The sequence below is a fragment of the Pontibacter brevis genome, from assembly GCF_054779655.1.
Window position 1 is genome coordinate 23,991 of record NZ_BAAGXV010000032.1, and the last position, 21,851, is coordinate 45,841.

A 21,851-nucleotide genomic window follows, 5' to 3' on the forward strand; every position below is an offset into this window, starting at 1 on the left:
TATTCCTAAACTTTACAGGCCGTAAAATGAAAAAGACGTTTTTCTTAATATGCATCGCACTCTTTCCTGTGTTGGTGGCACAGGCACAATACGTCCGGTATGGAGGAAAGGCGGGTGGAGGATTTACGAGAGCGTATGGCGACAATGCCTCCCGTGACTACATTAATTACTTTACCGGTTTTCATGCAGGACCGGTGGTAAGCTATGAATTTGTATCGCGGCTGGCCGTGCAGGCAGAGTTGCTGTACGACCAGAAAGGCTTTACCTACGATGCCTATGCTGTTAACCCCAGTGTGACCGCAAACGGAGATTTGCGGCTGCACTATATAGAACTTCCCCTGCTGCTCAAAATTCAGAAGGGAGGGCTATTCGCAGAGGCAGGGCCATATGGAGGTTATCTCATAGGTACCGATTCGGACATTGCCTTTACCACAACAGGCGTAAGCCCTGACGCGGGACAACCCATCACTTACAACTCAGCCAGCATCAACCGTTTCGACTATGGATATACAGCCGGTATTGGCATTATGCTGGATAATGGCTTCTTTATGAGCTTCCGGAATACAGGCGGTTTCCGCTCTTTTTCAAAAGATTTAGACCAGAAGAACTTTGGATTCAGGCTCAGCTTTGGTTACCTGATACAGCCGCCAAGCGCTGTAGAAATGATGCGCCGTTAGCAAAAGAGGCCCTGCTGCTTTTGCAGCCGGGCCTCTTTATATTTGTTATAAACAACAAAAGCACTTTACTTCTTCAGCTCCGCAAAGTGCTTGTAGAACAGCGGGATCGTTTCTATCCCTTTCATAAAGTTAAATATACCAAAGTGCTCGTTCGGGGAATGAATGGCATCTGTGTCCAGGCCAAAGCCCATTAGTACAGAATCCAGTCCAAGTTCAGATTTGAACATCGCTACAATCGGAATGGAGCCACCGCTGCGAACCGGAATCGGCTTCACGCCAAAAGTCTCTTCGTACGCCCTGGAAGCAGCCTGGTAGGCCACAGAGTCCGTCGGCGTTACCACAGGTTCTCCACCATGGTGCGGCTTTACCACCACCTTCACACTTTTCGGGGCAATGCTTTCAAAATGCTTCTTAAACTTCTCGGTGATTTCCTCCGAATTTTGGTTTGGCACCAGGCGCATGGAAATTTTGGCATAGGCTTTAGAGGCAATCACTGTTTTAGCGCCCTCACCAGTGTACCCGCCCCAAATACCGTTCACGTCCAGGGTCGGGCGGATAGAGTTGCGCTCCATGGTCACGTAGCCGGCCTCTCCGTGTACATCGCCCAGGTCCAGCGCCTTTTTATACTTTTCAAGGTCAAACGGTGCGCGTGCCATCTCAGCACGTTCCTCCTGGCTCAGTTCCTGCACATTGTCATAAAAGCCTGGTATGGTAATGTGGTTGTTCTCATCTTGCAGCGAAGCTATCATCTGGCACAGGATATTGATAGGGTTCGCTACTGCACCACCATACAGGCCAGAATGCAGGTCGCGGTTAGGTCCCGTTACCTCCACCTCTACATAACTCAAACCCCGAAGCCCAGTGGTGATAGAAGGCGTATCGTTGCCTAGCATACCGGTATCCGAAATCAGAATAACATCCCCCGCCAACTTGTCTTTGTTTTCCTTAACAAAGGTTGAAAGGTTAGTAGAGCCGACCTCTTCCTCGCCTTCAATCATAAACTTTACGTTGCAGGCCAGTGTGCCAGTCTGCACCATTGTTTCGAAAGCTTTCACGTGCATGTACATCTGCCCTTTATCATCGCAGGCGCCACGGGCATAGATTTTACCGTCTTTTATGACTGGTTCGAAGGGAGGAGAATTCCAAAGCTCATAAGGGTCTGCCGGCTGTACATCGTAATGGCCGTATACCACCACTGTCGGCAGGTTCGGGTCTACTATCTTCTCACCGTATACAATCGGGTTGCCAGCAGTTTCATACAGCTCCACATGATCGGCACCGGCCTCAGAGAGGCGCTGCTTCACAAACTCTGCTGTGCGCAGCACATCTTCTTTGAACTTCGGGTCAGCACTTACTGACGGGATGCGCAGCATGTCCAGCAGTTCATTTATAAAGCGGTCTTTGTTCTCGTTGATGTATTTGTTCATAGTTTTCAAAGTACTTTAATTTAGTTCATCTATAAAAAAGCCATCCGTGCGTGGCAGGATGGCTTTTACTTTTTTTACAGTAACAGCATGCTTAGCGCTTTCGCCCCAGCTTGATATTCGCTTTGCTCTCTTCCCCTGCAATCAGGCGGTTAATGTTCTTACGGTGCGTGAGGGCTACAACGGCAAACAGTATAAACCCGAACACTATCAGAATTGGGTTTTCAGGATGAAACCGCGGCAGGAGCAGCAGTATGGGGAAAGCCAGCGCCGCAATCATAGAGCCAAGGGAAACATACTTGGAGGTAAACAGCACAATAACAAAGATAGCAATACACATCAGCGCCACCACCGGCTCTATCGCCAGCATCATGCCCAGCAATGTAGCTACTCCCTTACCGCCTTTAAAGCGCTCATAAACCGGGAAGATGTGCCCTAATACACCCAACGCTCCCATAATAAGCTGATAGACAACAAGGTTCTCCGATGCAACGACATCGAAAATAATGAGTAAACCAGCCAGCGAGGTGGCGGCCCACCCTTTGAAAATATCGATGAGCATAACAATGGCGCCCGGCTTTTTGCCAAGCACCCGGAAGGTATTCGTAGCACCTGAGTTACCACTGCCGTGTTTCCTGATGTCGATGCCATAGTAGGCCTTCCCGAGCCAGACTGCCGTCGAAATAGAGCCTATCAGGTATGCAGCCACAAACAGTACAGCTATCAAAAGTATATCCATGAATTATCTGTTTTATTCCAGGACCTGCTCTTGTCCGCTACGGGCCTGCCTGAGCAAATGTGCGGTAATTCAAGAGTGAAAAAGAAGTCCAAATATAGGCAAATCTTGATCTACAGTCCAAAAATTAAGTTTCCCTCTAACTCTATACGGTGGCTTTATAGTTCCTGGTTATTGCATGTCAATTTCTGCCTCTTCCTCCTCCGGGGCATTTTTGTTCTTCTTTTTCTTCTTCTTTCTGCTCTTTTTAGGTTCATCTTCCTCCAGAGCATCGAAGCTATCGGCAGGTTCATTTATGATTTGTTGTTCCGAAGCTACTTTGAATCCTTCTGCCCCTTTCAGGTAGTTGTTGCGGAAGTACTGTATAAACTCATTCTTCTCAATTGGCTGGCCAGCGTAGATGCCGTAGCTACTGGTGGCCCCCCGGCTGCCTCTTGCCTTGGACTCCACTGCTTTGTTGAATTTATCATCTGAAGAAGCCATGGTCATGCCGTTCTCAAAGAAACTGAAGTAGTACCAGGTGTAGGGATCTGCTTGCAGGTACAGGTTTACTGCCGGTAAACCATTCATGTCTTCGCGCATCTCTATGTAGCCGTCCATGCGCGTGTTCACATCTTCTTTCAGGATGCTGGCCAGGCTAATGCTGCCTACGCTATACCATGCCTTGTGATCGTTTGACCACTGTAGCCTTGCATCGCTTAGGATAAGGCTGCGCACCAGTTTCTTAGAAAATTTTGGCAACGGCACATGGGTAATGGCGCTTTGCTGCGCGTAACGACGCACCTCTTTATCTCCGACAAACTCTCCTAACTTGTAATAGATGGCATCGCTGTTCTCAATGGCTGGTACAGCACTTACAGAACTCCCGCGCAGGGTAGCCGCCATGGCTGTAAGGGCTTTTTCAGGAACATCCAGGTCAAATACAAGGAAAGCATCCAGGTCATATTTGCTACTGTCCATTTTAGCATTGCCGCTACCAGCTGCCTCTACAGCAAAGTTCTTTACTGGCTTCAGCAGGTTCAGTTTGCCTTCAAAATGCACAGCCTTAGCCTGTTCATTATACACCAGCATGCTTCCTTCATAAGCATCTCCATAGGCACGTTTCTCATGGCCAATTTTAAACTCCTTCCGGTCGCTATCATAAGAGAGCAGGCCGTCTACTGTAAACAGATCCAGGTCATCCTCTGCCTGCTTTCTTGACACAAACGTGTTGTAGATTTGCCCTGTTCCGCCTGCCATGTGCAGGCCCGTATGCAACTTTGTACCATCGGCAGCTTTTGGTTTGATGATAGGGATGCGGACATTCTTCGGATTCAGGGTATCTTTCTTGTAAGGGAACCACTCTGAGTCGTCTGGGTTGCCGGTAAAGTTTAGTTTCAGTTCTCCGTTGAAATCCATATGCTCCATTGGGGCACGCATCGTTATTTTGCCACGGTACAGGATGCGTGGGAAAATGTAGAACGACTTGTCTTCTTCCATGTTAGCCGATGCAAAAGTGTAGGCTACCTTCTTCTTTCTCTCTTTCTTACCTTCTATATTCTCTGGGTCGCCATACACAAAATCAGAAAACTGCAACTGGAATGAATCGGCGGCAGCGTTATAGTAGTCACGCACTGCACTTCCCCGCATAGCTGTGCGTGACAGCACATCAATATTTCCTTTGTAGAGCTTGTGGAACTGCTGCGTTGAATCAGCTAGCACCCGGGCATTGCGCAGTGTCTGGATTGTAGCATCTGCCGCTACAGCCACTTTGCCACTGTCCGGCACTACATGCACATCGCCAACGGCAATATAAGGCACGCCACCCGCCAACAGGTTATTGCTCTTCAGGTCGTACTCTCCGCTTGCGGCCATAAAGCGCAGCCCCTCCTGGGCAGGGTGCAGCGAATAGAACCAGTTTTTGCCGCCATTTTCATCAGCTTTCAAGTCTACTTTTTGCTGCTTCATGTCCCAGCGGGCACTGCTCATAGATGTTTTATACTGCGCCTTAGGGAATTCCAGGCTTGCGAAGCCTTTCCGCTCGCTTGCAAAGTCTACTACCCCACCCACCATATCATAGGCAAAAGCAACATCCTGTGCCTTTACTGCAGGCCTTCCCTCCACATCAGATTTCACGAGCATCTGAGCATGGTTCCCGCTGAAGCTACGCTGCTTAAACATCAGTTCTTTTGAGGTAACATTGGCTACGGGGTTATCAACCACACCACTGCCGTATAGCCCTCCAGGTGTAAGCTTGGCCCCTCCAATAAGAGAAAACCCTTCATTGTAGAGCTTCATCGGTTCATTCACTGTTTGCAGGTACATGGTATCAGCCTGTGGCTGCCAGTTCATGTTAAAGCCCTGAAGGGTTGCTACCGGATACTCCACACCGTTGTGTAAACCCTCTGCCATCGTTACAGATGTACCACCCTCTACTACAACTGCATTTTTGAAATAGGTGTAGGTAGGAGCCTTCAGTGTGGCATTCAGGTACTTCAATACACCTTTACTCTGAATGCCTTTTGAATTCATCATGATAGTATCGTAAACCATTCCTTTGCCACCGAAAGCGGGCAGCCCCTTTGCCCCCGGCTGATAATAGAAGCCAAGGGTCTCGTCCGGCATCATGACCATTTTCGTTTTGATGGGCGGGAAAATACCACCAGAGTTAAAGGTACCGTCAAACCCGATAGCGTTTTTGCTTGAGCTCAGACTGTCCAGCTTAAAAGGCGGCATCTCAAAATATACCGTGCTGTCATAAGCACCGCCTGCCACATCGGTTCTGGCAAAAGCCACTCTTGCTCCCGACACAGCATCGAACTTAGGGTACTCTGCGAAATACTTATTCCCCGATTTGTTACCTGGCTTGTTAATATACAGCGTACCAGACATTCCCCCTTTGTTACTCGTCAGCACCTGGTCGGTAATGTTGCCGTTGCGGCCGCGTCGCTTGCCCGTCACCAATGCCACTGTATCTATGTTGGCAAGGTCTATCCTGAAATCTTTGTAGTTAAACTTAAAGTCGGATCCTTTAATGGCCAGGCTACTGGCATAGATTTGGCCATTAAACTCAATATCACGGTTTTTCAGGATATGAACCTCGTTGCCCCGCGGAAGAATGTAGACACTGGCAGTGTCGTTGTTGAAAAGTATTTTGTCTACCCCACGTACTGTCAGCTTGTTATCGCTCAGGTTAAGTGTGGCATTACGGCCCGATGGCACTACAGACTTGATGATGATATGGTCATAGTCTTTTGCATCCCGGGAAGAAACCACGTAGTGCAATGCCTTGGGTTTTAATTCAATGTAGCCGGAAGCCGGATCATAATCCAGGTAGCTCTGGTATGCCATAGCCTGCGCTGCCTCTTTTATGGCTGCTTCGTTTATTTTAACAGCCTTCGCTACATCAGCGGTATAAAATGAATTTGTTTTAGCCTTAAGTCCATACCCAACCAATACCTGCAAGGGGTGAAACGGAGCTACCCCCACTAACTGCTGGTAGCGGCTGTTGGAAAAGTACTCCATAGATTCCAATTGTACCGGCACCAGTGTTTTAGAGTTCAGCACCGAAAACTCTACATTCGGCTCGCTCACCTTCCACTGCAGGCGCTCTGCCAGAATTTCCATCTGGTGAAAATTATCGATGAAAGGCGCATCGGCATAAGCTCCTTTGTCTTTTGTTAGCGTGAGCTCCTGACTAGCCCGGGAATAGCGCAGCTGCATGGCCGGGTGCACCAGTGAGTCTTTTTGCTGATAGATAGCAACAGCTGCCCTGTTGGCAAGCAGCAGGGAGTCTTCGAATGAGTAGCTTCGGGCCAGGGAGCGAAACTTGCGCTCCCCGCTGTGCGACACCACAATCTCAGAGAGGCTGCCATCCATGGGCTTGCTGCCGATGGCGCTGCCTACCAACGAAAAACCACCTTTGTAGGCCACGTTGCTGCCCAGGTTCTTTACCTTGGCATCGCTGGTGAAAGAGTTGAACTTTGGATATGAATAATTGCTGCCTTTGCGCTTGCTGCTGATCCACTCAAAAGCCCCGTCCACAGGTGCAGCCAGCACAGCCGGGTAAGTGACTGTAACATCCGGCGCTTTGAAACCGGCAAATGATATGTTGAAGTTGTACTTGCGGAGCTCTGCCGTGGCCGGCTCTCCTTTTACCTGCCATTCAAACTTACCGCCTTCACCTACAAACAGGTTGCTTACCAGCATCAGCTGCCCTTGTGTGTTGCTGATTGCAGTGGAGTCCCAGGGGGTAACAAAGGTGAAGTCTGTCTTTTCTAGTTTCAGCACCGGGCCTGAGACCTTGGGCTGCGCTGGTAAGAACTGTTGCTTCAGGCTCTCTTTGCGTGCCTGCGCTGTTTTTTTCTTGTCCCCTTTTTTAGGTGTGGTTGTTACGGGACCCCATGCATCATCCGCCGCTTCTTCCTGCGTATTCTCCTCATCGTCCCAGGAAACATTGTCCCAGCCACTGCCGGCATCCGCTTCTTCGGCGGTTGCTTTGCTGGCACCTTCATAAGAAAAGCTGAAACTGCCACCTGAGGTGCGCAGGCTGTAATAGGAGTTTTGAAAAAGACGGTTGCTGCTCAGGTATAAGCTGGAAGTAGCCAGGAACTGCTGCAGGCGCTTTGCATCTTCCTGCTGCACTACTTTCTCAGTTACCTCCAGCATCTTATCCAGCTCGCCGGACCGCATGCTTTGATTGTTGACACCAGCCGTAACCATGGTGTAAAACTGCCCGAACTGTGCGCTGCTGATGCGCTTACGGTACATAAGCTGGCTGATATCCATAATCTGCTGCTGCTGCCTGGAGGAAAGCTTCCCGCTGTTCCACACTTCTTCCAGGTCAGCAGAAAGCTTCTCAGCATCATTCACCTTCCCCGCTGTTAGCAGCATTTTTACATTTCCTATAAACTCATCGGGCTTGTTAGAGAGCTTTGTCTGCGCCTGCGCCGTCAAAACTGCGAATAGAAAAATCAGAGGTAAAAGTCGCTTCATAAGGGTAAGGCTAAGGGTATGTGTTATTTCGATTTGAATAGGGCCGAAACCCAGTTGTTCTTTTCCCGGTGCGAGACATATTGCAGCCCCAGCGCCTCTGTTCGTTGCCGGAGTACGGGTAGGTCCTCAGTGTAAAAGCCGCTCAGCAGCAGCCAGCCTTCCGGCTTGAGTACGGCCTTGTAGGCTGGCATGTCCTCCAGTAGTACATTGCGGTTGATGTTGGCCAGTATGATATCAAATGGCTTCTCTCCTTCTATTGTCTCGGCGCCACCCAGGCGCACATCAATGTGGCCGTAGTTGTTGAGTTCGGCATTTTCACGGGCGTTCTCTACGGTCCAGTCCTCTATCTCCACTGCCACAATCTCTGATGCACCCAGTTCGCCGGCCATGATGGCCAGTATGCCGGTGCCGCAGCCCATGTCCAGCACGCGTTTGCCCTTGTGGTCCAGCGTCAGCTGGTTCTCAATCATGAGCGTGGTGGTTTCGTGGTGGCCCGTACCGAACGACATTTTCGGGTTGATGACAATATCGTATTTCGCCTGCTCCGGCTTTGGGTGAAAAGATGCCCTGACGGATACCTGCCCGCCAATGAACAGGGGCTCGAAATTACGCTCCCATTCTTCGTTCCAGTTCTGGCGCTCAATCTTTTGAACAGTATACGTAACTGTTACATAATCAGCATAATGCTGCAGCGTTTCCTGTAGCGCAGCCTCGCTGAACAGGTCTTCCGCTATGTAGGCACTAAAGCCATCTTCTGTCTCCACAAAAGCATCAAAGCCGAGCTCTCCGAGCTCGGCAGTTAGTATGTCCGCAAAGTCTGCGTTCACTTTTAAAGCAACCTCTATAAAATCCATCTTCAAAAATTAATCACGGCATGTGGCCGAAGAGCGCACATCGGTAAAATAAACTGTAAAATCAGCCTGGTAGCGTTGATCCGTCACAAACAGAATATGATCGGCAAACGCCTTGTTGGGCGTAATAAACCAGATGCCCGTGCCATCGGCAAAGAGCTTGTTGTTCTCACGGTACACCACCATATTGGCAAAAGCCTCTTCCTCATTTAAAAAAACGGTTTTGGAAGCTGTGTTCTTGTACCGCGGGTCACGCTCCAGGTATACTGATCCGTAAATGTCACAATAATCCCGGCCAACATTCGCCTCCAGGACAGGTGGTGCCGGAGCTGCTTCCGCCAGCTTGAAAAGCGGCAGCAGGGACATCCAGATAATGAACAGTAAATACATAGTAATATATGAATATTGTCTCAAATATAACTATAAGTTACACAAAAAAGGCTGCCAATTGAAGCAATTGGCAGCCTTTTTTGCACTTAATTTTGCAATTTTAGAATGACTTGATGATATCGGTAAAATCTCTGGACTTCAGGGAGGCACCACCTATCAAACCACCATCTATATCTTCCTGCGCAAACAGCTCTTTAGCGTTGCCTGGGTTGCAGCTGCCACCATACAGAATAGTGCAATTGTAGGCTGACTCTGCATCAAACATGCGCGACAGTTGCTCCCGGATATAAGCATGCATTTCCTGTGCCTGCTGTGAACTGGCTGTTTTACCTGTGCCAATCGCCCAAATCGGCTCATAGGCAATCACAATCTGGTCAAACTCCTGGTTGCTCAGGTACGAAACACTGTCTTTCAGCTGCTGGCCCACATACTCGAAGTGACGATCGGCATCACGCTCTTCCAACGGCTCACCGCAGCAGAAAATCGGCTTCAGCCCCTGGGCAATGGACAGCTTCATTTTTTTATACAGCGTCTGGGCATCTTCGTGATGGTACAGGCGGCGTTCGCTGTGGCCGATAATGACATACTCCACACCCACAGACTTCAGCATGCTTGCCGATACCTCACCGGTGTAGGCACCGCTTTCGTACTCGCTCACGTTCTGGGCTGCCAGATGCATTTTGCTGTTGCCCTGCACCAGTTTGCCTACGCTCTGCAGGTAAGGGAAAGGAGGCGTTACAATTACGGTTACATCGCCGTTCACTTCGTCTTTCACCATGTTATCGATTTCCGATACCAGCGAAAGCGCCTCCTCATAGGTTTTATTCATTTTCCAGTTGCCTGCAACGATTTTCTTTCTCATGTTCTATCTGTTTGTTGATGATTACTCTTGTTCTGTCAGCTCAGCTGCTTTACGGCAAGTTAGCAATTTCTGGTTTAACCCCACTCCAGCCCCCTCCTAAAAACAGGGGAGGGAGCGAAGCCATGAGAGGTACTTCCCGTACTCATGCCCTTTCATCACCCCCTCCTGCTTTTAAGAGGGGCCGGGGGGAGGTAAAAAAGCCGCAAATACAACAGTATCTGCGGCTTTCAAACTTTTCTAATGCCCTTGCTACACCTTCCCCTTCAGGAAGCGGGCTGTAGCATTATCCTCCAGCTTCACCATTTCTTCCGGTGTGCCTTCAAACAACAGGTGCCCACCGTTAGTACCCCCTTCCGGACCTAAATCAATGATCCAGTCAGCAGATTTGATGATGTCCATATTGTGCTCAATGATAACAACGGTATTGCCATTCTCGATAAGTGCGTTGATGGAGGTAAGCAGCTTGCTGATGTCGTGGAAGTGCAGACCGGTGCTTGGCTCGTCGAAAATGAACAGGATGTTTTCGTGATGCGACGTAGCCCCTTTTGTAAGGAAGGATGCCAGCTTCACGCGCTGCGCCTCGCCACCTGACAAGGTGTTGCTCGACTGCCCCAGGCGGATATAGCCCAGGCCCACATCGTCCAGTGGCTTCAGGCGCTCTGATATTTTGGGCTGGTCAGCAAAGAAATCGATGCTGTCGGCAATCGTCATGTTAAGCACCTCGGAAATACTTTTCTCCTTGTACTTGATATCGAGCACGTCCTGCTTAAAGCGGTGGCCGTGGCAGCTTTCGCAAGTCAGGTAGATGTCGGCCATAAACTGCATCTCTATCTTTACCTGCCCTTCGCCCTGGCACACTTCACAACGGCCGCCCTCGATGTTAAACGAGAAGTGCGATGGCTTAAATCCACGCGACTTGGCCAGCGGCTGGTCCGCATACAAGGTCCGGATGGTGTCGTATGCCTTTACATAAGTAACCGGGTTAGAGCGCGACGATTTTCCAATCGGGTTCTGATCCACAAACTCTACATGGTCTATCTTGCCATAGTCGCCACCCAGCTTATCGAATTTACCGGTTGCCTCTGCGGTGGCTCCGTGCAGCTTCTGCATGGCCGGGTACAATATCTTCTTAATCAAAGTGGATTTACCGGAACCACTCACGCCTGTTACCACCGTCATCACACCCAGCGGAAACTTCACATTCAGGTTTTTCAGGTTGTTCTCGCGGGCGCCTGTCACCTCGATGGCATTGCGCCATTTGCGTCGCTGCGGCGGCACTGGCACCTCCATCCTGCCGCTCAGGTATTTGGCAGTATAGGTATCCACGTTCCGGGTCATTTCCTCGAACGTGCCCTGGAACATCAGGTTGCCGCCACCCGAGCCAGCCTCCGGCCCGATGTCGATGAGTTGGTCAGCAGCCTTCATCATTTCCTCTTCGTGCTCTACCACAATCACGGTATTGCCCAGTTGCTGCAGCGTGCGCAGCACGCCAATCAGCTGTTCTGAGTCCTTCGGGTGCAGCCCTATGCTGGGTTCGTCCAGGATGTACATAGACCCCACCAGCGCACTGCCCAGCGAGGTAGCCAGGTTGATGCGCTGGCTCTCACCACCGGACAAGGTATTGGAAAGGCGGTTGAGGGTAAGGTAACCAAGCCCCACCCGCTCCAGGTAACTCAGGCGATTTGCCACCTCCGTTACCAGTCGCTCGGCCACGTTCCGCTCGTGCTGCGTTAGCTCTATGTTCTGGAAGAACGGCAGCACCTGCGTAATCGGCATCAGCACCAGGTCGGTGATGCTTTTGCCATTCACCTTTACATAGCTGGCATCTTTGCGCAGACGCGAGCCGCGGCACTCCGGGCAGGTGGTACGGCCACGGTAGCGCGACAACATCACACGGTACTGTATCTTATGCGTCTGTGCCTGAATATGCTTAAAGAAGTCGTTGAGGCCCTCAAAGTACTTGTTACCCGTCCAGAGCAGTTCCTGCTCTGCCTCCGTCAGTTCGTTGTAAGGCCGGTGAATCGGGAAATCAAAGCGGATACCGTTTTTCACCAGCGGCTGCAGCCACTCGCTCATTTTATCGGATCGCCAGGGGGCAATAGCGCCCTCATAAACCGTCAGGCTCTTATCCGGTATCACCAGGTCCGGATCTATGCCCAGCACGCTACCAAAGCCTTCGCAGGTCTGGCAGGCGCCGTATGGGTTGTTAAAGCTGAAGAAGTTAACAGACGGCTCCTCGAACACCACACCATCCAGCTCAAAGCGGTCGGAGAATATGCGCTCCTCATCACCATACAGCACGCGGCACTCGCCATGGCCTTCAAAGAAAGCCGTCTGCACAGAGTCAGCAATACGAAACTGCAGGTCCTCGTCTGATTTATAAATCACCGCACGGTCTACTAAGATGTACACCTCCTTGCCCAGGCTCGGCTTTTTCTCCTCCAGCAGCTCTTCAATGAAGTACACCTGGCTATTTGCATAAACGCGGGAGTAACCTTTCTGCAGCAGTAGGTCCAGTTCCTTTGCCAGGGAACGGTCGCTGTGCTGGTGCAGGGGCGCCAGTATCATGACACGTGCCTCATCCTCGAGGGAGAAGATGAAATCGACCACATCGGCTACTGAGTCTTTCTGCACCACCTCCCCGGACACCGGCGAGTAGGTTTTGCCAATGCGGGCGTAAAGTAGTTTCAGGTAATCATAAATCTCTGTGCTGGTGCCCACGGTAGATCGGTTGTTCTTGATACTTACCTTCTGCTCAATGGCAATGGCCGGGCTGATGCCTTTGATGTAGTCTACATCAGGTTTATCCATGCGGCCCAGGAACTGGCGTGCGTAAGAACTCAGGCTCTCTACGTACATGCGCTGCCCTTCGGCATACAAAGTATCAAAAGCAAGGGAAGACTTGCCGGAGCCCGAAAGCCCTGTAACCACAATAAACTTATTGCGGGGCAGCGCGACGCTCAGGTTCTTGAGGTTGTGCACCCTTGCCCCTTTGATGATGATGTTCTGACGGGCATCGAGCTCGTCGAGGTTATAATCAGGAATATTTGCCATATAAAAAGCGGCCCCGGAAGCAATTAAACAAACCTCTCCAAAGCCATTTTCTCTTAGTAAGTTAATTTGTAAAGGTACGAATAGATAACCTCATTTTGAAGGCCTTTGTTACACCACTCTTTGCAGGTAACGCCGTCTTTGACAACAACAGCTGTGGGCTTTTAGTTACTACATGCAGCCGTATCCACTGCTTATTATTTTACCGCCGCCTCACAGCTAGCATGGCAGAGGGCGTGAGCGGGAGAACGGGCACTTAATCTGTATCCAGCGCGGGCTGCTGCCCGTATGAAGGAGACATCTACAACCTATCTAAACAAATCTATTTATGGGAAAAGGAGATAAAAAATCAAGAAAAGGCAAGATCACAAAAGGCACGTACGGCAAAAGACGCCCCCGCAAAGCCAACAAGAACGGACAATCTGCGCCTAAAGAAGCAGTTGCTGCCAAGTAAGCAACTAAACTACCCCCCGAAACAGAAAGCACCGCTCCCCTGAAACAGGAAAGCGGTGCTTTTTTGCGTTAGAGGCTGCCCTCTCAGACTGGCTCCATTTCCGGGCTGAGGTCGAGTGAGCGCAGCTTATCTGCTTTCAGGCCTGTAACGCCCACTACTACAAGCGTCATAATGCCGCCAAACAGTACTGCAGGCACCACTCCCATCAGCTTGGCTGTAAAACCAGATTCAAAGGCTCCTATCTCATTGGATGACCCTACAAAAATGTTATTCACCGACGATACCCGGCCCTTCATATACTCCGGCGTAAGGGTATGGATGAGCGTGGAACGGATAATAACACTGATGCTGTCGAAGGCACCGCTCAGGGCCAGCAACAACAGCGAGAACCAGAAACTGGTGGAAAGGCCAAACAGGATAATGCACAGGCCAAAACCCGCCACGGCCCACAGCATCTTTTTACCGGCATCGGCTTTAATAGGGTAATAGGCCAGCACCACGGCCATCAGTACAGAGCCTACAGCCGGGGCAGCCCGCAGGAAACCGAGCCCCTGTGGCCCCGTCTGCAGTATATCAGACGCAAAGATGGGCAGCAGCGCCACCGCCCCACCGAACAGCACCGCAAAAAGATCCAGCGAGATAGCACTCAGGATGATCTGGTTTCCGAAAACGAACTTTATCCCGGATCGAAGGCTCTCTTTCAGGTTCTGCGGGTTGATGTTCTCCGGCAATGGCTTAGCACCGATAAAGGCAAAGGCCAGCAGGGACAGCAGCACAAGCACAGTATCAGTGGTATAAGCAGCCGTAACACCGGCAAAGCCATAGATAAGCCCGCCGGCTGCCGGCCCCGCCAGCGAGGCTGCCTGCCAGGTTGTGCTGCTCCAGGTAATAGCATTGGTATAAAGTTGCTTGCTGGCTACCAGTTGTGGCATAAAGGAAAACACTGCGGGCCCCATAAAGCCACGGGCAATGCCACTGATAAATATGACGATGTAGATAGGGAGTGTGCCGTACTGCACCAGCACATGGCTGATGTCGAGTGTAAAGAACAGGAGCGCCGCAGAGCACAGCAGCAGCACCGTTACCACCAGCATAATTATTTTCTTGCGCGGCACTGTGTCTGCTAGGTAGCCTGCGTACAGCGACACCACTATGGACGGAATGGCCTCGGCTAGTCCAATGAGCCCCAGCGAGAGCGGGTCCTGGGCAATATCATAGATCTGCCAGCCCACTATAACCGCCTGGATCTGCATGGCCAGCGTAATGCACAAACGGGCTACAATATATAAACGGAACTCCGGTAACCGGAGCACGGCATAAGGATCATGCTTGCGCTGCGTCTCTTCTTTCATGCTGCCTTTCTAAAAATCACATGGCAAAACTATAGCAAAGGTGGCATAAAACAGCAAGAGGATAACTATTAAAAATATAACTTATCTTATATATACTGTAAACTTTAGATTTTGCCTAACGTATAACATCCATAGGCACAACTGTTATAGTTCCGTTTGTTAAAACTGCCCAAGACCTCTGTTTCTGCTGCTAAAGGCAAAGAGACGTTAAGTTGTAAATTTATCTGAAAATAGATTCTTTTGGCGTTGTAGCTGGTTCTAAGTTTTTCTTAAGAACTGTTTTGTTATGGCGTAAGGTCTGTGTAACACTATAACGAACGGCCTATGACCATCATAGAAAGATTGGAACTGCCTTTCCTGCACATTTATTATCAGAAGGATTTACGTGTGCTGTTCTGCCGATGGCGTATGCCAGTGGAGCTGCCCGAATTTTCGGAAGGCTACATGGCTGCCCTGCGTTTTGCCGCTCAGCAGGATGCTCACTTTTGGCTGCAAGACCTGCGCCTGCGCAACACCTCCTGCGAAAAACAGCGTGACTGTTTTATGCACACGTTTGTGCCTACCACCAGCCAGGTTTTAAGAGGCAGCAATTTTATTGCCTACCTGATGTCGCCGTTACAGCGGGAAGCACTGGTGCAGCAAGATGCAACCATAAAAGAGCCTGTCAGTTTTGGCGTTTCAAACAAACTTATCAGGCATTCAGACTTTTTAACGGTGCGCTATTTCACTTCTGAACATGATGCCCTGGAGTGGTTGAATGAGTGCCGCTATAGATTCGTAGCTTAGAACAGCGCCTTCAGGTTAGTTAACCTCCCGGGCACTTTCTCCTTTTATACTTGGTTAGTTTAAACCAGGGAGAATAAAAAAGCATTTTCCCGTAACATGCCGGATAAATACGAGGTATAAAATTTTGCTGATTTAGTTTCCTTCAGGAAAAGGCGATACCGAGGCTACGCTGCCGTTTTTTAACAGAAAATGCCCCATTATTAAGAAAAGGTTGTTTTTACGCCTCTTATGTAAAACTTGTATTAACAATATTTTTCCAAGGAAACACTGAGTGTACCGAAGCGTACCTTTGTTCGGTAGCCAAAATATTTTTTTAACATTAATGAAGAATACATGGAAGTACTTGACATTCGAAACTTGCTGGAGAACATTGAAAAAAAGGTGTGCCAGCAGGAAATTACAACTGACGCAGCTGTAACAAAACTTATTAACACGGAGATAGCGAAAGCCATTAACCTGAAGTTTAAGAAGGAAAACGAGGTAGAAGAAGACGCCTACAAAAACATTTCCTGCTCGACTTTGGAATGCTACCTGGAGCACCTGAAAAATGTAGAAGCCAAGCTTAAAACGCCCACACATATCTCAGCCCAGTGCTCACTTGTAGAAGAGCGCGACATTAACCGTCGCCTGTTGCTGATACTAAACCGCCTTAAAGGTTACAGCAGAAGATAAAGCCCTTCAGGCATATTTTTAACATTCATCCTTCGGTAAGATTCCTCAGCTCTTTCGAAGGATTTTTTATGTCCCTGCTTTTCCCTCAGCAGTACAAGCAAGCCTCTCCTCCTCTCTCATCCACTCCTCCTGTTTACTGCTGCATTTCTGCTCCTGGCGCGCTGCCGCCTGCACCTCGCTGGCAAACCTGCTCAAGGTGATGCAGGTCATTTTTTTTATGTTCAGATGTGCATAAAATTGTACTGCCATAAAATAAATTTCATGGTTCATCCTGATTTATCTTGTCAGCGGAGCTACAATCCATTGAGTTTCCGAAGCAAGCTTATTTTGGGGCAGGCGACGCTAATACCAGCTCAGGCAAGACATTCGCCAGAGGTCACAACAAACCCTATAACACCTTCTTGTTAAGCAGCAATTTGAGATGAAGAAAGACATAGAAACCGAAGCAGACATAAAACTACTAGTAGATACATTTTACGACAACGTGAACAAAGATGAGCTGCTGTCTCCTATTTTTAATACTTTTGCAAAAGTAAACTGGCAGACGCACCTGCCAGTCATGTATAACTTCTGGAGCACAGTTCTTTTAGGAAACATGGCCTACAGGGGGCAGCCTTTCCCAAAGCACCTGCGCCTTCCTATTGAAAAGCAACACTTCAGCCGGTGGACGGCGCTGTTTAACCAAACAGTGGATATGCTTTTTGAAGGCGAAAAATCAGCCGAGGCCAAACAGAAAGCTGCCAGCATTGCTAAAATTTTCCAGGTAAAAATGGGGCTTTTTAGCGCCCTGGCGTAACTTTTATCCTTTTTAGCTAGTATTTTCCGGGGCGCCAGCAGGAGTAGTATCGTCTGCTGGCTTAGTTTTTGTGCCTAAATACAAAGAAGAGAGACATGCGGGCACAACGTAAGGGGTATAGCCTTCTGTATAATTCTTTTATCTTTTTTTCAGAATAGCAGGACCAGCTATTGCACATGAAAAACACATTATCTATATTTGATTTACACTTCTGAAAAATTTTGTTCTAACTAGTAAACGCCACAATATGATATAAAGCTCTACGTTAACCTAATGTAGCTTTAAGATGAATACAACTACCCAGATGAGCGACTCTGCTTTGATATCGCTCTATATCGCAGGTAAAGAAAGTGCGTTTGAACAACTAGTAAACAGGCACAAGAACAAAGTATACACAACAATTTATTTAATAGTAAAAGACTCTTATACAGCCGAAGATCTGCTTCAGGATGCTTTCATCAAAGCCATCCACACCATGAAAAGCGGCCGGTATAACGAGGAAGGTAAATTTTCTTCATGGATTTGCCGCATTGCCCATAACCTGGCAATCGACCATTTCCGTAAAGAGAAGAGAAGCCCGATGATCACGCTGGAAGACGGCAGCAACGTGTTCAACAACATGTCTTTTTCGGAAGACTCGGCAGAGTCGCTTCAGATAAAAGAGGACACGCATGCGCGTTTACGCGAGCTTATCCAGACGTTGCCACAAACGCAACGGGAAGTGCTTATGATGCGGCATTACGCTGAAATGAGTTTCCAGGAAATAGCAGACGCTACCGGTGTGAGCATCAACACAGCCTTGGGTCGTATGCGCTATGCGCTCATCAACCTGAGGAAGAAGATGCTAAACAACAACATAGCGTATGATAAAAACCTCTACTCAGAATGAGCTAATCCAGTATGTGTACAACGATTTGGCTGACGAAGCCTGCGAGCAGCTGGAATTAGCATTAACGCAAGATTTAGAGCTGGCTGAGAGCTGCTCCGATTTGCTGATGATGCAACAGCTGCTTGATGCTGCCGCCAAGGCTCCTCATCAGCGCGCCGTCAATAACATATTAAATTACTCAAAAAGCTTAAGTTTGCAGTCTTAACCGACTGCAAACTTTTTTTATGCAAAAGAAGGAACGTTACAAACTTCTGATTGAGTATTTCACGCAGCATTTCCCGGAGCCTGAAACAGAACTGGCCTACAGCAACCCCTATGAGCTGATTCTGGCTGTGGTGCTGAGTGCCCAGTGCACCGATAAGCGTGTAAACATGGTAACGCCTGCTCTTTTTGAGGCTTACCCTACACCAGAGCACCTTGCTACTGCCACACCTGAAGAAGTACTGCCGTACATTAAAAGCATCTCTTACCCTAACAACAAAGCCAAGCACCTGGCAGGGCTGGGCAGAATGCTGGTAGAGCAGTTTAACTCAGAAGTGCCCAGCACGGTGGAGGAACTGGTAAAGCTACCGGGCGTAGGCCGTAAAACCGCTAACGTCATTGTGTCCGTTATCTGGAACCAGCCTGCCATGGCCGTGGACACGCATGTGTTCCGGGTAAGCAAGCGACTGGGCCTGGTAACAAAAGCCTCCAAAACACCGATGGAGGTAGAAAAGCAATTGGTAGCCAACCTCCCCCAGGAGCTTGTTTCCAAAGCGCATCACTGGCTTATTCTGCATGGCCGCTATATCTGTGTGGCTCGCAGGCCCAAATGTGAGGAGTGCCCTCTCACCCACTTCTGCGCCTTTTTCCAGAAGAACTTCCCTAACATCCCGGATGACCCGGAAAATAAACTGGGTGGCTAGAGGCTGCCGCTAAACAGCCAACACCTGCAGGTATCAGGTCCTCAAAACAAAAGCAGCCTTTTATGGATACTGCTCTATAGAACACTGATTTTGTTTATATTAGGCATTTCTACTGCTCAACTTCTTCAAACCCAATGTTGGAAAAATGGAGCAGAATCAGACAGTGCAGCCAGATTAACCGTAGTTTCTATAGGCACCCTTCACCTACAAGCTAAGAACTACTATGGCACTACAAGCAGACAAACAGAGACTTTACCAGGATGTAGAATTTTTGACCACCCTTCAGCCTGCCCGGAACTACCGTAACAAGCAATCGCTGGAAGCAGCCTCCAGCTATATCTATAGAGAGCTGGACAAGCTGTCCTTCGACAAGATAGAATACCAGGACTTTACGGTAGGAGGCGGAGAAAAATACCGGAATGTGTCTGCCTTATACAAGGGAACACGCGAAGAAAGGATAATTATAGGAGCGCATTATGACGTGTGTGGTGACCAGCCCGGGGCAGACGACAATGCCAGCGCGGTGGCCGGCATGCTGGAAACAGCCAGGCTGCTACAGGCATACCAGCAAAAAGAAAAGCTAAATTATACCCTGGAGTTTGTAGGCTATTGCCTGGAAGAGCCACCCTTTTTTGGAACAGATGAAATGGGCAGCGCAGTGCACGCACGCCAGATGCTGAACCAGAAAGTGCCGGTTAAATATATGATTGCCTATGAAATGATTGGCTACTTCAGCGATGCCCCCGGCTCCCAGCATTTCCCTGACCCTGCCCTGAAAAGCATGTTCCCCCAGACTGGCAACTTTGTTGTTATTGCAGGCCACAGTTCACAGAAAGAAGTGGCCGAAACGCTGGCGTCCCGTATGCAGAAGCACTGCACCGTACCTGTATTTCCGGTGGCCTTTCCGGTTACAAACGGTTTGGCCAATTTATCGGACCACCGCAGTTATTCAAAGCATGGCTTTGATGCTGTAATGGTGAACGACACTTCGTTTTTAAGAAACCCACATTACCACATGACAACCGACACCATCGACACCTTGAACTTTGATAAAATGGCAGAAGTGGTGACCGGTGTTACAGGCATGTTGATCTCTATGAGCGAAGAGCTTAAATAGAGAATCTTTATAGCAGTCATGCACTTAGCTCAAATTTCTGCTTAACTTAACGGCCGCAAATTTCCTTACACCCTATTCTTATCATGAGCAAACTTATCAATGTAGGCCTCATTGGCTTTGGCATGGCCGGCAGTATGTTCCATGCACCCTTCATTACCAATGTGCCGGGGCTCCGCCTCGCCAAAATCAGAGAAACCCGCCCTGAAAACATCGCGTTGGCCAACCAGCGGTACCCGGAGGCCAAAATTGTTGACACTGCAAAGGCTGTTTTTGAGGATGAGTCTGTTGACTTAGTCGTGCTAGCCACTCCCAATAGCTCGCACCTGAGCCTGGCAAGAGAGGCATTGCTGGCAGGCAAGCATGTAGTGGTGGAAAAGCCTTTTACGGTTACCTCTGCCGAGGCCGATGAACTGATGGAGCTGGCAGAAAAGCAGGACAGGCTCTTGACCGTATACCAGAACCGCCGCTGGGACAGCGATTTTAAGACAATCCTGAAAATAGTTTCTGAAAACCTGCTGGGAGAAGTGGTGGAGTATGAAGCACACTTTGACCGGTTCCGCAATTTCCTGAAGCCTGATAGCTGGAAGGAAGAGGAGGCTCCAGGCTCTGGTTTACTCTATGACCTCGGCTCGCACCTGATAGATCAGGCATTGTGCCTCTTCGGCTTGCCTTCTGAAATTTCTGCAGACCTTCGCATCCAGCGGGAAGACAGCCAGATCATCGATAACTTTCACCTGATACTGCACTATCCCAGCCTGCGTGTTATTTTAAGGGCAGGTATGCTGGTGCGGGAGCAGGGCCCACGCTATAAAATTTACGGCGACAAAGGCTCTTTTCTAAAATACGGCCTGGATGTGCAGGAAGCTGCGCTAAAAGAAGGCCAGTCTCCAAAAGGCAATGCTGACTGGGGTATAGAGCCGGAAGAAACCTGGGGTAAGCTCAATACTGATTTTGAAGGACTCCAAATCATCGGGAAAATCAAAAGTGAAGCCGGTGACTATACTGCTTTCTACCAGAATGTATACAACGCTATTTTAGGTGAGGACGAACTGGAGGTAAAGCCAGAGCAGGCACGCGACACCATCAGAGTGATTGAGCTGGCTATGCAAAGCCATGAAGAAAAAAGGAACATAAAATTTTCTTAAATTTATTACATTTATAGCGTAAATCATAACTCATCTACGCTATAAAAAGATGTTCATTGGTCATTTTGCTGCTGGCTTTGCAGGCAAAGCCGCAGCTCCTAAAGCTTCATTGGGCACACTGTTTCTTGGTGCTCAGTTCCTGGACCTGCTTTGGCCCACGCTGCTTCTCCTGAACCTGGAACATGCCACCATCAACCCCGCTCCCGGCAATCCTGTACCGATAGCGTTTACAAATTATCCTATCTCGCATAGCCTTGTGCTTGTGCTGGGCTGGGGGCTTTTGTTTGCGCTGGTACACTGGTTGTTTCAAAAAGACGTGAAAACGGCTCTTGTACTGGGCTTGCTGGTGGTAAGCCACTGGTTTCTCGACCTGATTGTACACCTCCCTGACCTCCCGCTTTACCCTGGCAACTCCCCACGGGTAGGCTTCGGCCTTTGGAATTCCATGGGTGGCACGCTGCTACTGGAAGGGCTGCTATTTCTGTTTGGCCTATGGCTCTACCTGCGCACTACATGGGCAGAGGGCAGAACCGGTTTATATTCTTTATGGGCTTTGATTGTTTTTCTTGTGCTGGTACACGGCGCTAACCTTTTTGGTCCGCCGCCTGCCTCCCAGTATGTCAGCGGTTGCCTGGGCAGGGCAGTTGCAGTGGTTATTTATAGGCTGGGCGTATTGGGCAGACAGGAGCAGATCTTCAACAGCTCTAAAGCCAAATACCCTTGCTGGTTGAGGAAAACAATATAATTTGTTGCCTTTCTTTCGCCTTTTG

The 21,851-nt window shown here is 49.2% G+C and carries 20 protein-coding genes; 11 read left to right on the forward strand and 9 right to left on the reverse strand.

Features of this window, described 5'->3' with window-relative positions; translation table 11 throughout:
* The first annotated feature begins 26 nt into the window (after positions 1-26).
* The gene (locus ACYVB1_RS10695) at positions 27-677 is read left to right on the forward strand and encodes a porin family protein (RefSeq protein WP_460923568.1); all 651 of its coding nucleotides are present in this window, start codon (positions 27-29) and stop codon (positions 675-677) included.
* A gap of 65 nt (positions 678-742) precedes the next feature.
* Here the strand turns inward: ACYVB1_RS10695 and ACYVB1_RS10700 are convergent, their stop codons facing one another.
* The 7 genes from ACYVB1_RS10700 to uvrA form a co-directional block, all read right to left on the reverse strand.
* Positions 743-2,104 (reverse strand): dipeptidase, encoded by a 1,362-nt coding sequence (locus ACYVB1_RS10700; RefSeq protein WP_460923569.1) that lies wholly within the window; start codon positions 2,102-2,104, stop codon positions 743-745.
* Between the two features lie 91 nt (positions 2,105-2,195).
* Complete coding sequence (gene plsY, locus ACYVB1_RS10705; RefSeq protein WP_460923570.1) at positions 2,196-2,840, reverse strand: glycerol-3-phosphate 1-O-acyltransferase PlsY; 645 nt, start codon at positions 2,838-2,840, stop codon at positions 2,196-2,198.
* Positions 2,841-3,008: 168 nt separating this feature from the next.
* Complete coding sequence (locus ACYVB1_RS10710) at positions 3,009-7,811, reverse strand: hypothetical protein (RefSeq protein WP_460923571.1); 4,803 nt, start codon at positions 7,809-7,811, stop codon at positions 3,009-3,011.
* Between the two features lie 23 nt (positions 7,812-7,834).
* On the reverse strand, positions 7,835-8,665 hold the full coding sequence (gene prmA / locus ACYVB1_RS10715; protein WP_460923572.1) for a 50S ribosomal protein L11 methyltransferase: 831 nt from the start codon (positions 8,663-8,665) through the stop codon (positions 7,835-7,837).
* A gap of 9 nt (positions 8,666-8,674) precedes the next feature.
* A complete protein-coding gene (locus tag ACYVB1_RS10720; protein WP_460923573.1) occupies positions 8,675-9,052 on the reverse strand; it encodes a DUF6150 family protein in 378 nt (125 codons plus the stop codon).
* A 100-nt stretch (positions 9,053-9,152) separates the two neighbouring features.
* Positions 9,153-9,914, reverse strand: a complete 762-nt coding sequence (gene tpiA / locus ACYVB1_RS10725; protein ID WP_460923574.1) for a triose-phosphate isomerase — start codon at positions 9,912-9,914, stop codon at positions 9,153-9,155.
* 249 nt (positions 9,915-10,163) lie between these two features.
* Positions 10,164-12,968: an excinuclease ABC subunit UvrA gene (uvrA, locus tag ACYVB1_RS10730; protein WP_460923575.1), complete on the reverse strand. Its 2,805-nt coding sequence runs from the start codon at positions 12,966-12,968 to the stop codon at positions 10,164-10,166.
* Positions 12,969-13,293: 325 nt separating this feature from the next.
* Between uvrA and ACYVB1_RS10735 the strand changes: the two genes are divergently transcribed.
* Positions 13,294-13,419, forward strand: a complete 126-nt coding sequence (locus tag ACYVB1_RS10735) for a 30S ribosomal protein THX (protein ID WP_460923576.1) — start codon at positions 13,294-13,296, stop codon at positions 13,417-13,419.
* A gap of 83 nt (positions 13,420-13,502) precedes the next feature.
* Here the strand turns inward: ACYVB1_RS10735 and ACYVB1_RS10740 are convergent, their stop codons facing one another.
* Positions 13,503-14,771, reverse strand: a complete 1,269-nt coding sequence (locus tag ACYVB1_RS10740; RefSeq protein ID WP_460923577.1) for an MFS transporter — start codon at positions 14,769-14,771, stop codon at positions 13,503-13,505.
* 324 nt (positions 14,772-15,095) lie between these two features.
* On the opposite strand from ACYVB1_RS10740, the gene ACYVB1_RS10745 reads away from it, so the two are divergent.
* A complete protein-coding gene (locus ACYVB1_RS10745) occupies positions 15,096-15,557 on the forward strand; it encodes a hypothetical protein (RefSeq protein WP_460923578.1) in 462 nt (153 codons plus the stop codon).
* A 333-nt stretch (positions 15,558-15,890) separates the two neighbouring features.
* Positions 15,891-16,229 (forward strand): hypothetical protein, encoded by a 339-nt coding sequence (locus ACYVB1_RS10750; RefSeq protein ID WP_460923579.1) that lies wholly within the window; start codon positions 15,891-15,893, stop codon positions 16,227-16,229.
* A gap of 66 nt (positions 16,230-16,295) precedes the next feature.
* On the opposite strand, the gene ACYVB1_RS10755 is transcribed toward ACYVB1_RS10750, so the two are convergent.
* Positions 16,296-16,478 carry a hypothetical protein gene (locus tag ACYVB1_RS10755; RefSeq protein WP_460923580.1) on the reverse strand — a complete coding sequence of 61 codons (183 nt, stop codon included), beginning with the start codon at positions 16,476-16,478 and terminating at the stop codon, positions 16,296-16,298.
* Positions 16,479-16,650: 172 nt separating this feature from the next.
* Here ACYVB1_RS10755 and ACYVB1_RS10760 point away from each other — a divergent pair, with 172 nt between their 5' ends.
* The 7 genes from ACYVB1_RS10760 (at position 16,651) to ACYVB1_RS10790 (ending at position 21,826) form a co-directional block, all read left to right on the forward strand.
* Positions 16,651-17,025: a group III truncated hemoglobin gene (locus ACYVB1_RS10760; RefSeq protein WP_460923581.1), complete on the forward strand. Its 375-nt coding sequence runs from the start codon at positions 16,651-16,653 to the stop codon at positions 17,023-17,025.
* Positions 17,026-17,311: 286 nt separating this feature from the next.
* Complete coding sequence (locus ACYVB1_RS10765; RefSeq protein ID WP_460923582.1) at positions 17,312-17,914, forward strand: RNA polymerase sigma factor; 603 nt, start codon at positions 17,312-17,314, stop codon at positions 17,912-17,914.
* A 25-nt stretch (positions 17,915-17,939) separates the two neighbouring features.
* The gene (locus ACYVB1_RS10770; protein ID WP_460923583.1) at positions 17,940-18,119 is read left to right on the forward strand and encodes a hypothetical protein; all 180 of its coding nucleotides are present in this window, start codon (positions 17,940-17,942) and stop codon (positions 18,117-18,119) included.
* A 19-nt stretch (positions 18,120-18,138) separates the two neighbouring features.
* Positions 18,139-18,819, forward strand: coding sequence for an endonuclease III (nth, locus tag ACYVB1_RS10775; RefSeq protein WP_460923584.1), 681 nt, complete (start codon positions 18,139-18,141; stop codon positions 18,817-18,819).
* 223 nt (positions 18,820-19,042) lie between these two features.
* Positions 19,043-19,936, forward strand: a complete 894-nt coding sequence (locus ACYVB1_RS10780; protein WP_460923585.1) for a M28 family peptidase — start codon at positions 19,043-19,045, stop codon at positions 19,934-19,936.
* An 83-nt stretch (positions 19,937-20,019) separates the two neighbouring features.
* Positions 20,020-21,081 (forward strand): oxidoreductase, encoded by a 1,062-nt coding sequence (locus ACYVB1_RS10785; protein ID WP_460923586.1) that lies wholly within the window; start codon positions 20,020-20,022, stop codon positions 21,079-21,081.
* Positions 21,082-21,130: 49 nt separating this feature from the next.
* Entirely contained in the window at positions 21,131-21,826 is a 696-nt protein-coding gene (locus tag ACYVB1_RS10790; RefSeq protein WP_460923587.1) for a hypothetical protein, read from the forward strand.
* Positions 21,827-21,851: the final 25 nt, after the last annotated feature.

Bases quoted from the DNA above. Each gene is read 5' to 3' on its own strand.
- ACYVB1_RS10790 (WP_460923587.1), top strand. From the start codon at position 21,131: ATGTTCATTGGTCATTTTGCTGCTGGCTTTGCAGGCAAAGCCGCAGCT.
- ACYVB1_RS10700 (WP_460923569.1), bottom strand. From the start codon at position 2,104: ATGAACAAATACATCAACGAGAACAAAGACCGCTTTATAAATGAACTG.
- prmA (WP_460923572.1), bottom strand. From the start codon at position 8,665: ATGGATTTTATAGAGGTTGCTTTAAAAGTGAACGCAGACTTTGCGGAC.
- ACYVB1_RS10785 (WP_460923586.1), top strand. From the start codon at position 20,020: ATGAGCAAACTTATCAATGTAGGCCTCATTGGCTTTGGCATGGCCGGC.
- ACYVB1_RS10760 (WP_460923581.1), top strand. From the start codon at position 16,651: ATGAAGAAAGACATAGAAACCGAAGCAGACATAAAACTACTAGTAGAT.
- plsY (WP_460923570.1), bottom strand. From the start codon at position 2,840: ATGGATATACTTTTGATAGCTGTACTGTTTGTGGCTGCATACCTGATA.
- ACYVB1_RS10710 (WP_460923571.1), bottom strand. From the start codon at position 7,811: ATGAAGCGACTTTTACCTCTGATTTTTCTATTCGCAGTTTTGACGGCG.
- ACYVB1_RS10695 (WP_460923568.1), top strand. From the start codon at position 27: ATGAAAAAGACGTTTTTCTTAATATGCATCGCACTCTTTCCTGTGTTG.
- ACYVB1_RS10780 (WP_460923585.1), top strand. From the start codon at position 19,043: ATGGCACTACAAGCAGACAAACAGAGACTTTACCAGGATGTAGAATTT.
- ACYVB1_RS10735 (WP_460923576.1), top strand. From the start codon at position 13,294: ATGGGAAAAGGAGATAAAAAATCAAGAAAAGGCAAGATCACAAAAGGC.
- ACYVB1_RS10765 (WP_460923582.1), top strand. From the start codon at position 17,312: ATGAATACAACTACCCAGATGAGCGACTCTGCTTTGATATCGCTCTAT.
- uvrA (WP_460923575.1), bottom strand. From the start codon at position 12,968: ATGGCAAATATTCCTGATTATAACCTCGACGAGCTCGATGCCCGTCAG.
- ACYVB1_RS10755 (WP_460923580.1), bottom strand. From the start codon at position 16,478: ATGGCAGTACAATTTTATGCACATCTGAACATAAAAAAAATGACCTGC.
- ACYVB1_RS10740 (WP_460923577.1), bottom strand. From the start codon at position 14,771: ATGAAAGAAGAGACGCAGCGCAAGCATGATCCTTATGCCGTGCTCCGG.
- ACYVB1_RS10750 (WP_460923579.1), top strand. From the start codon at position 15,891: ATGGAAGTACTTGACATTCGAAACTTGCTGGAGAACATTGAAAAAAAG.
- ACYVB1_RS10745 (WP_460923578.1), top strand. From the start codon at position 15,096: ATGACCATCATAGAAAGATTGGAACTGCCTTTCCTGCACATTTATTAT.
- ACYVB1_RS10720 (WP_460923573.1), bottom strand. From the start codon at position 9,052: ATGTATTTACTGTTCATTATCTGGATGTCCCTGCTGCCGCTTTTCAAG.
- nth (WP_460923584.1), top strand. From the start codon at position 18,139: ATGCAAAAGAAGGAACGTTACAAACTTCTGATTGAGTATTTCACGCAG.
- tpiA (WP_460923574.1), bottom strand. From the start codon at position 9,914: ATGAGAAAGAAAATCGTTGCAGGCAACTGGAAAATGAATAAAACCTAT.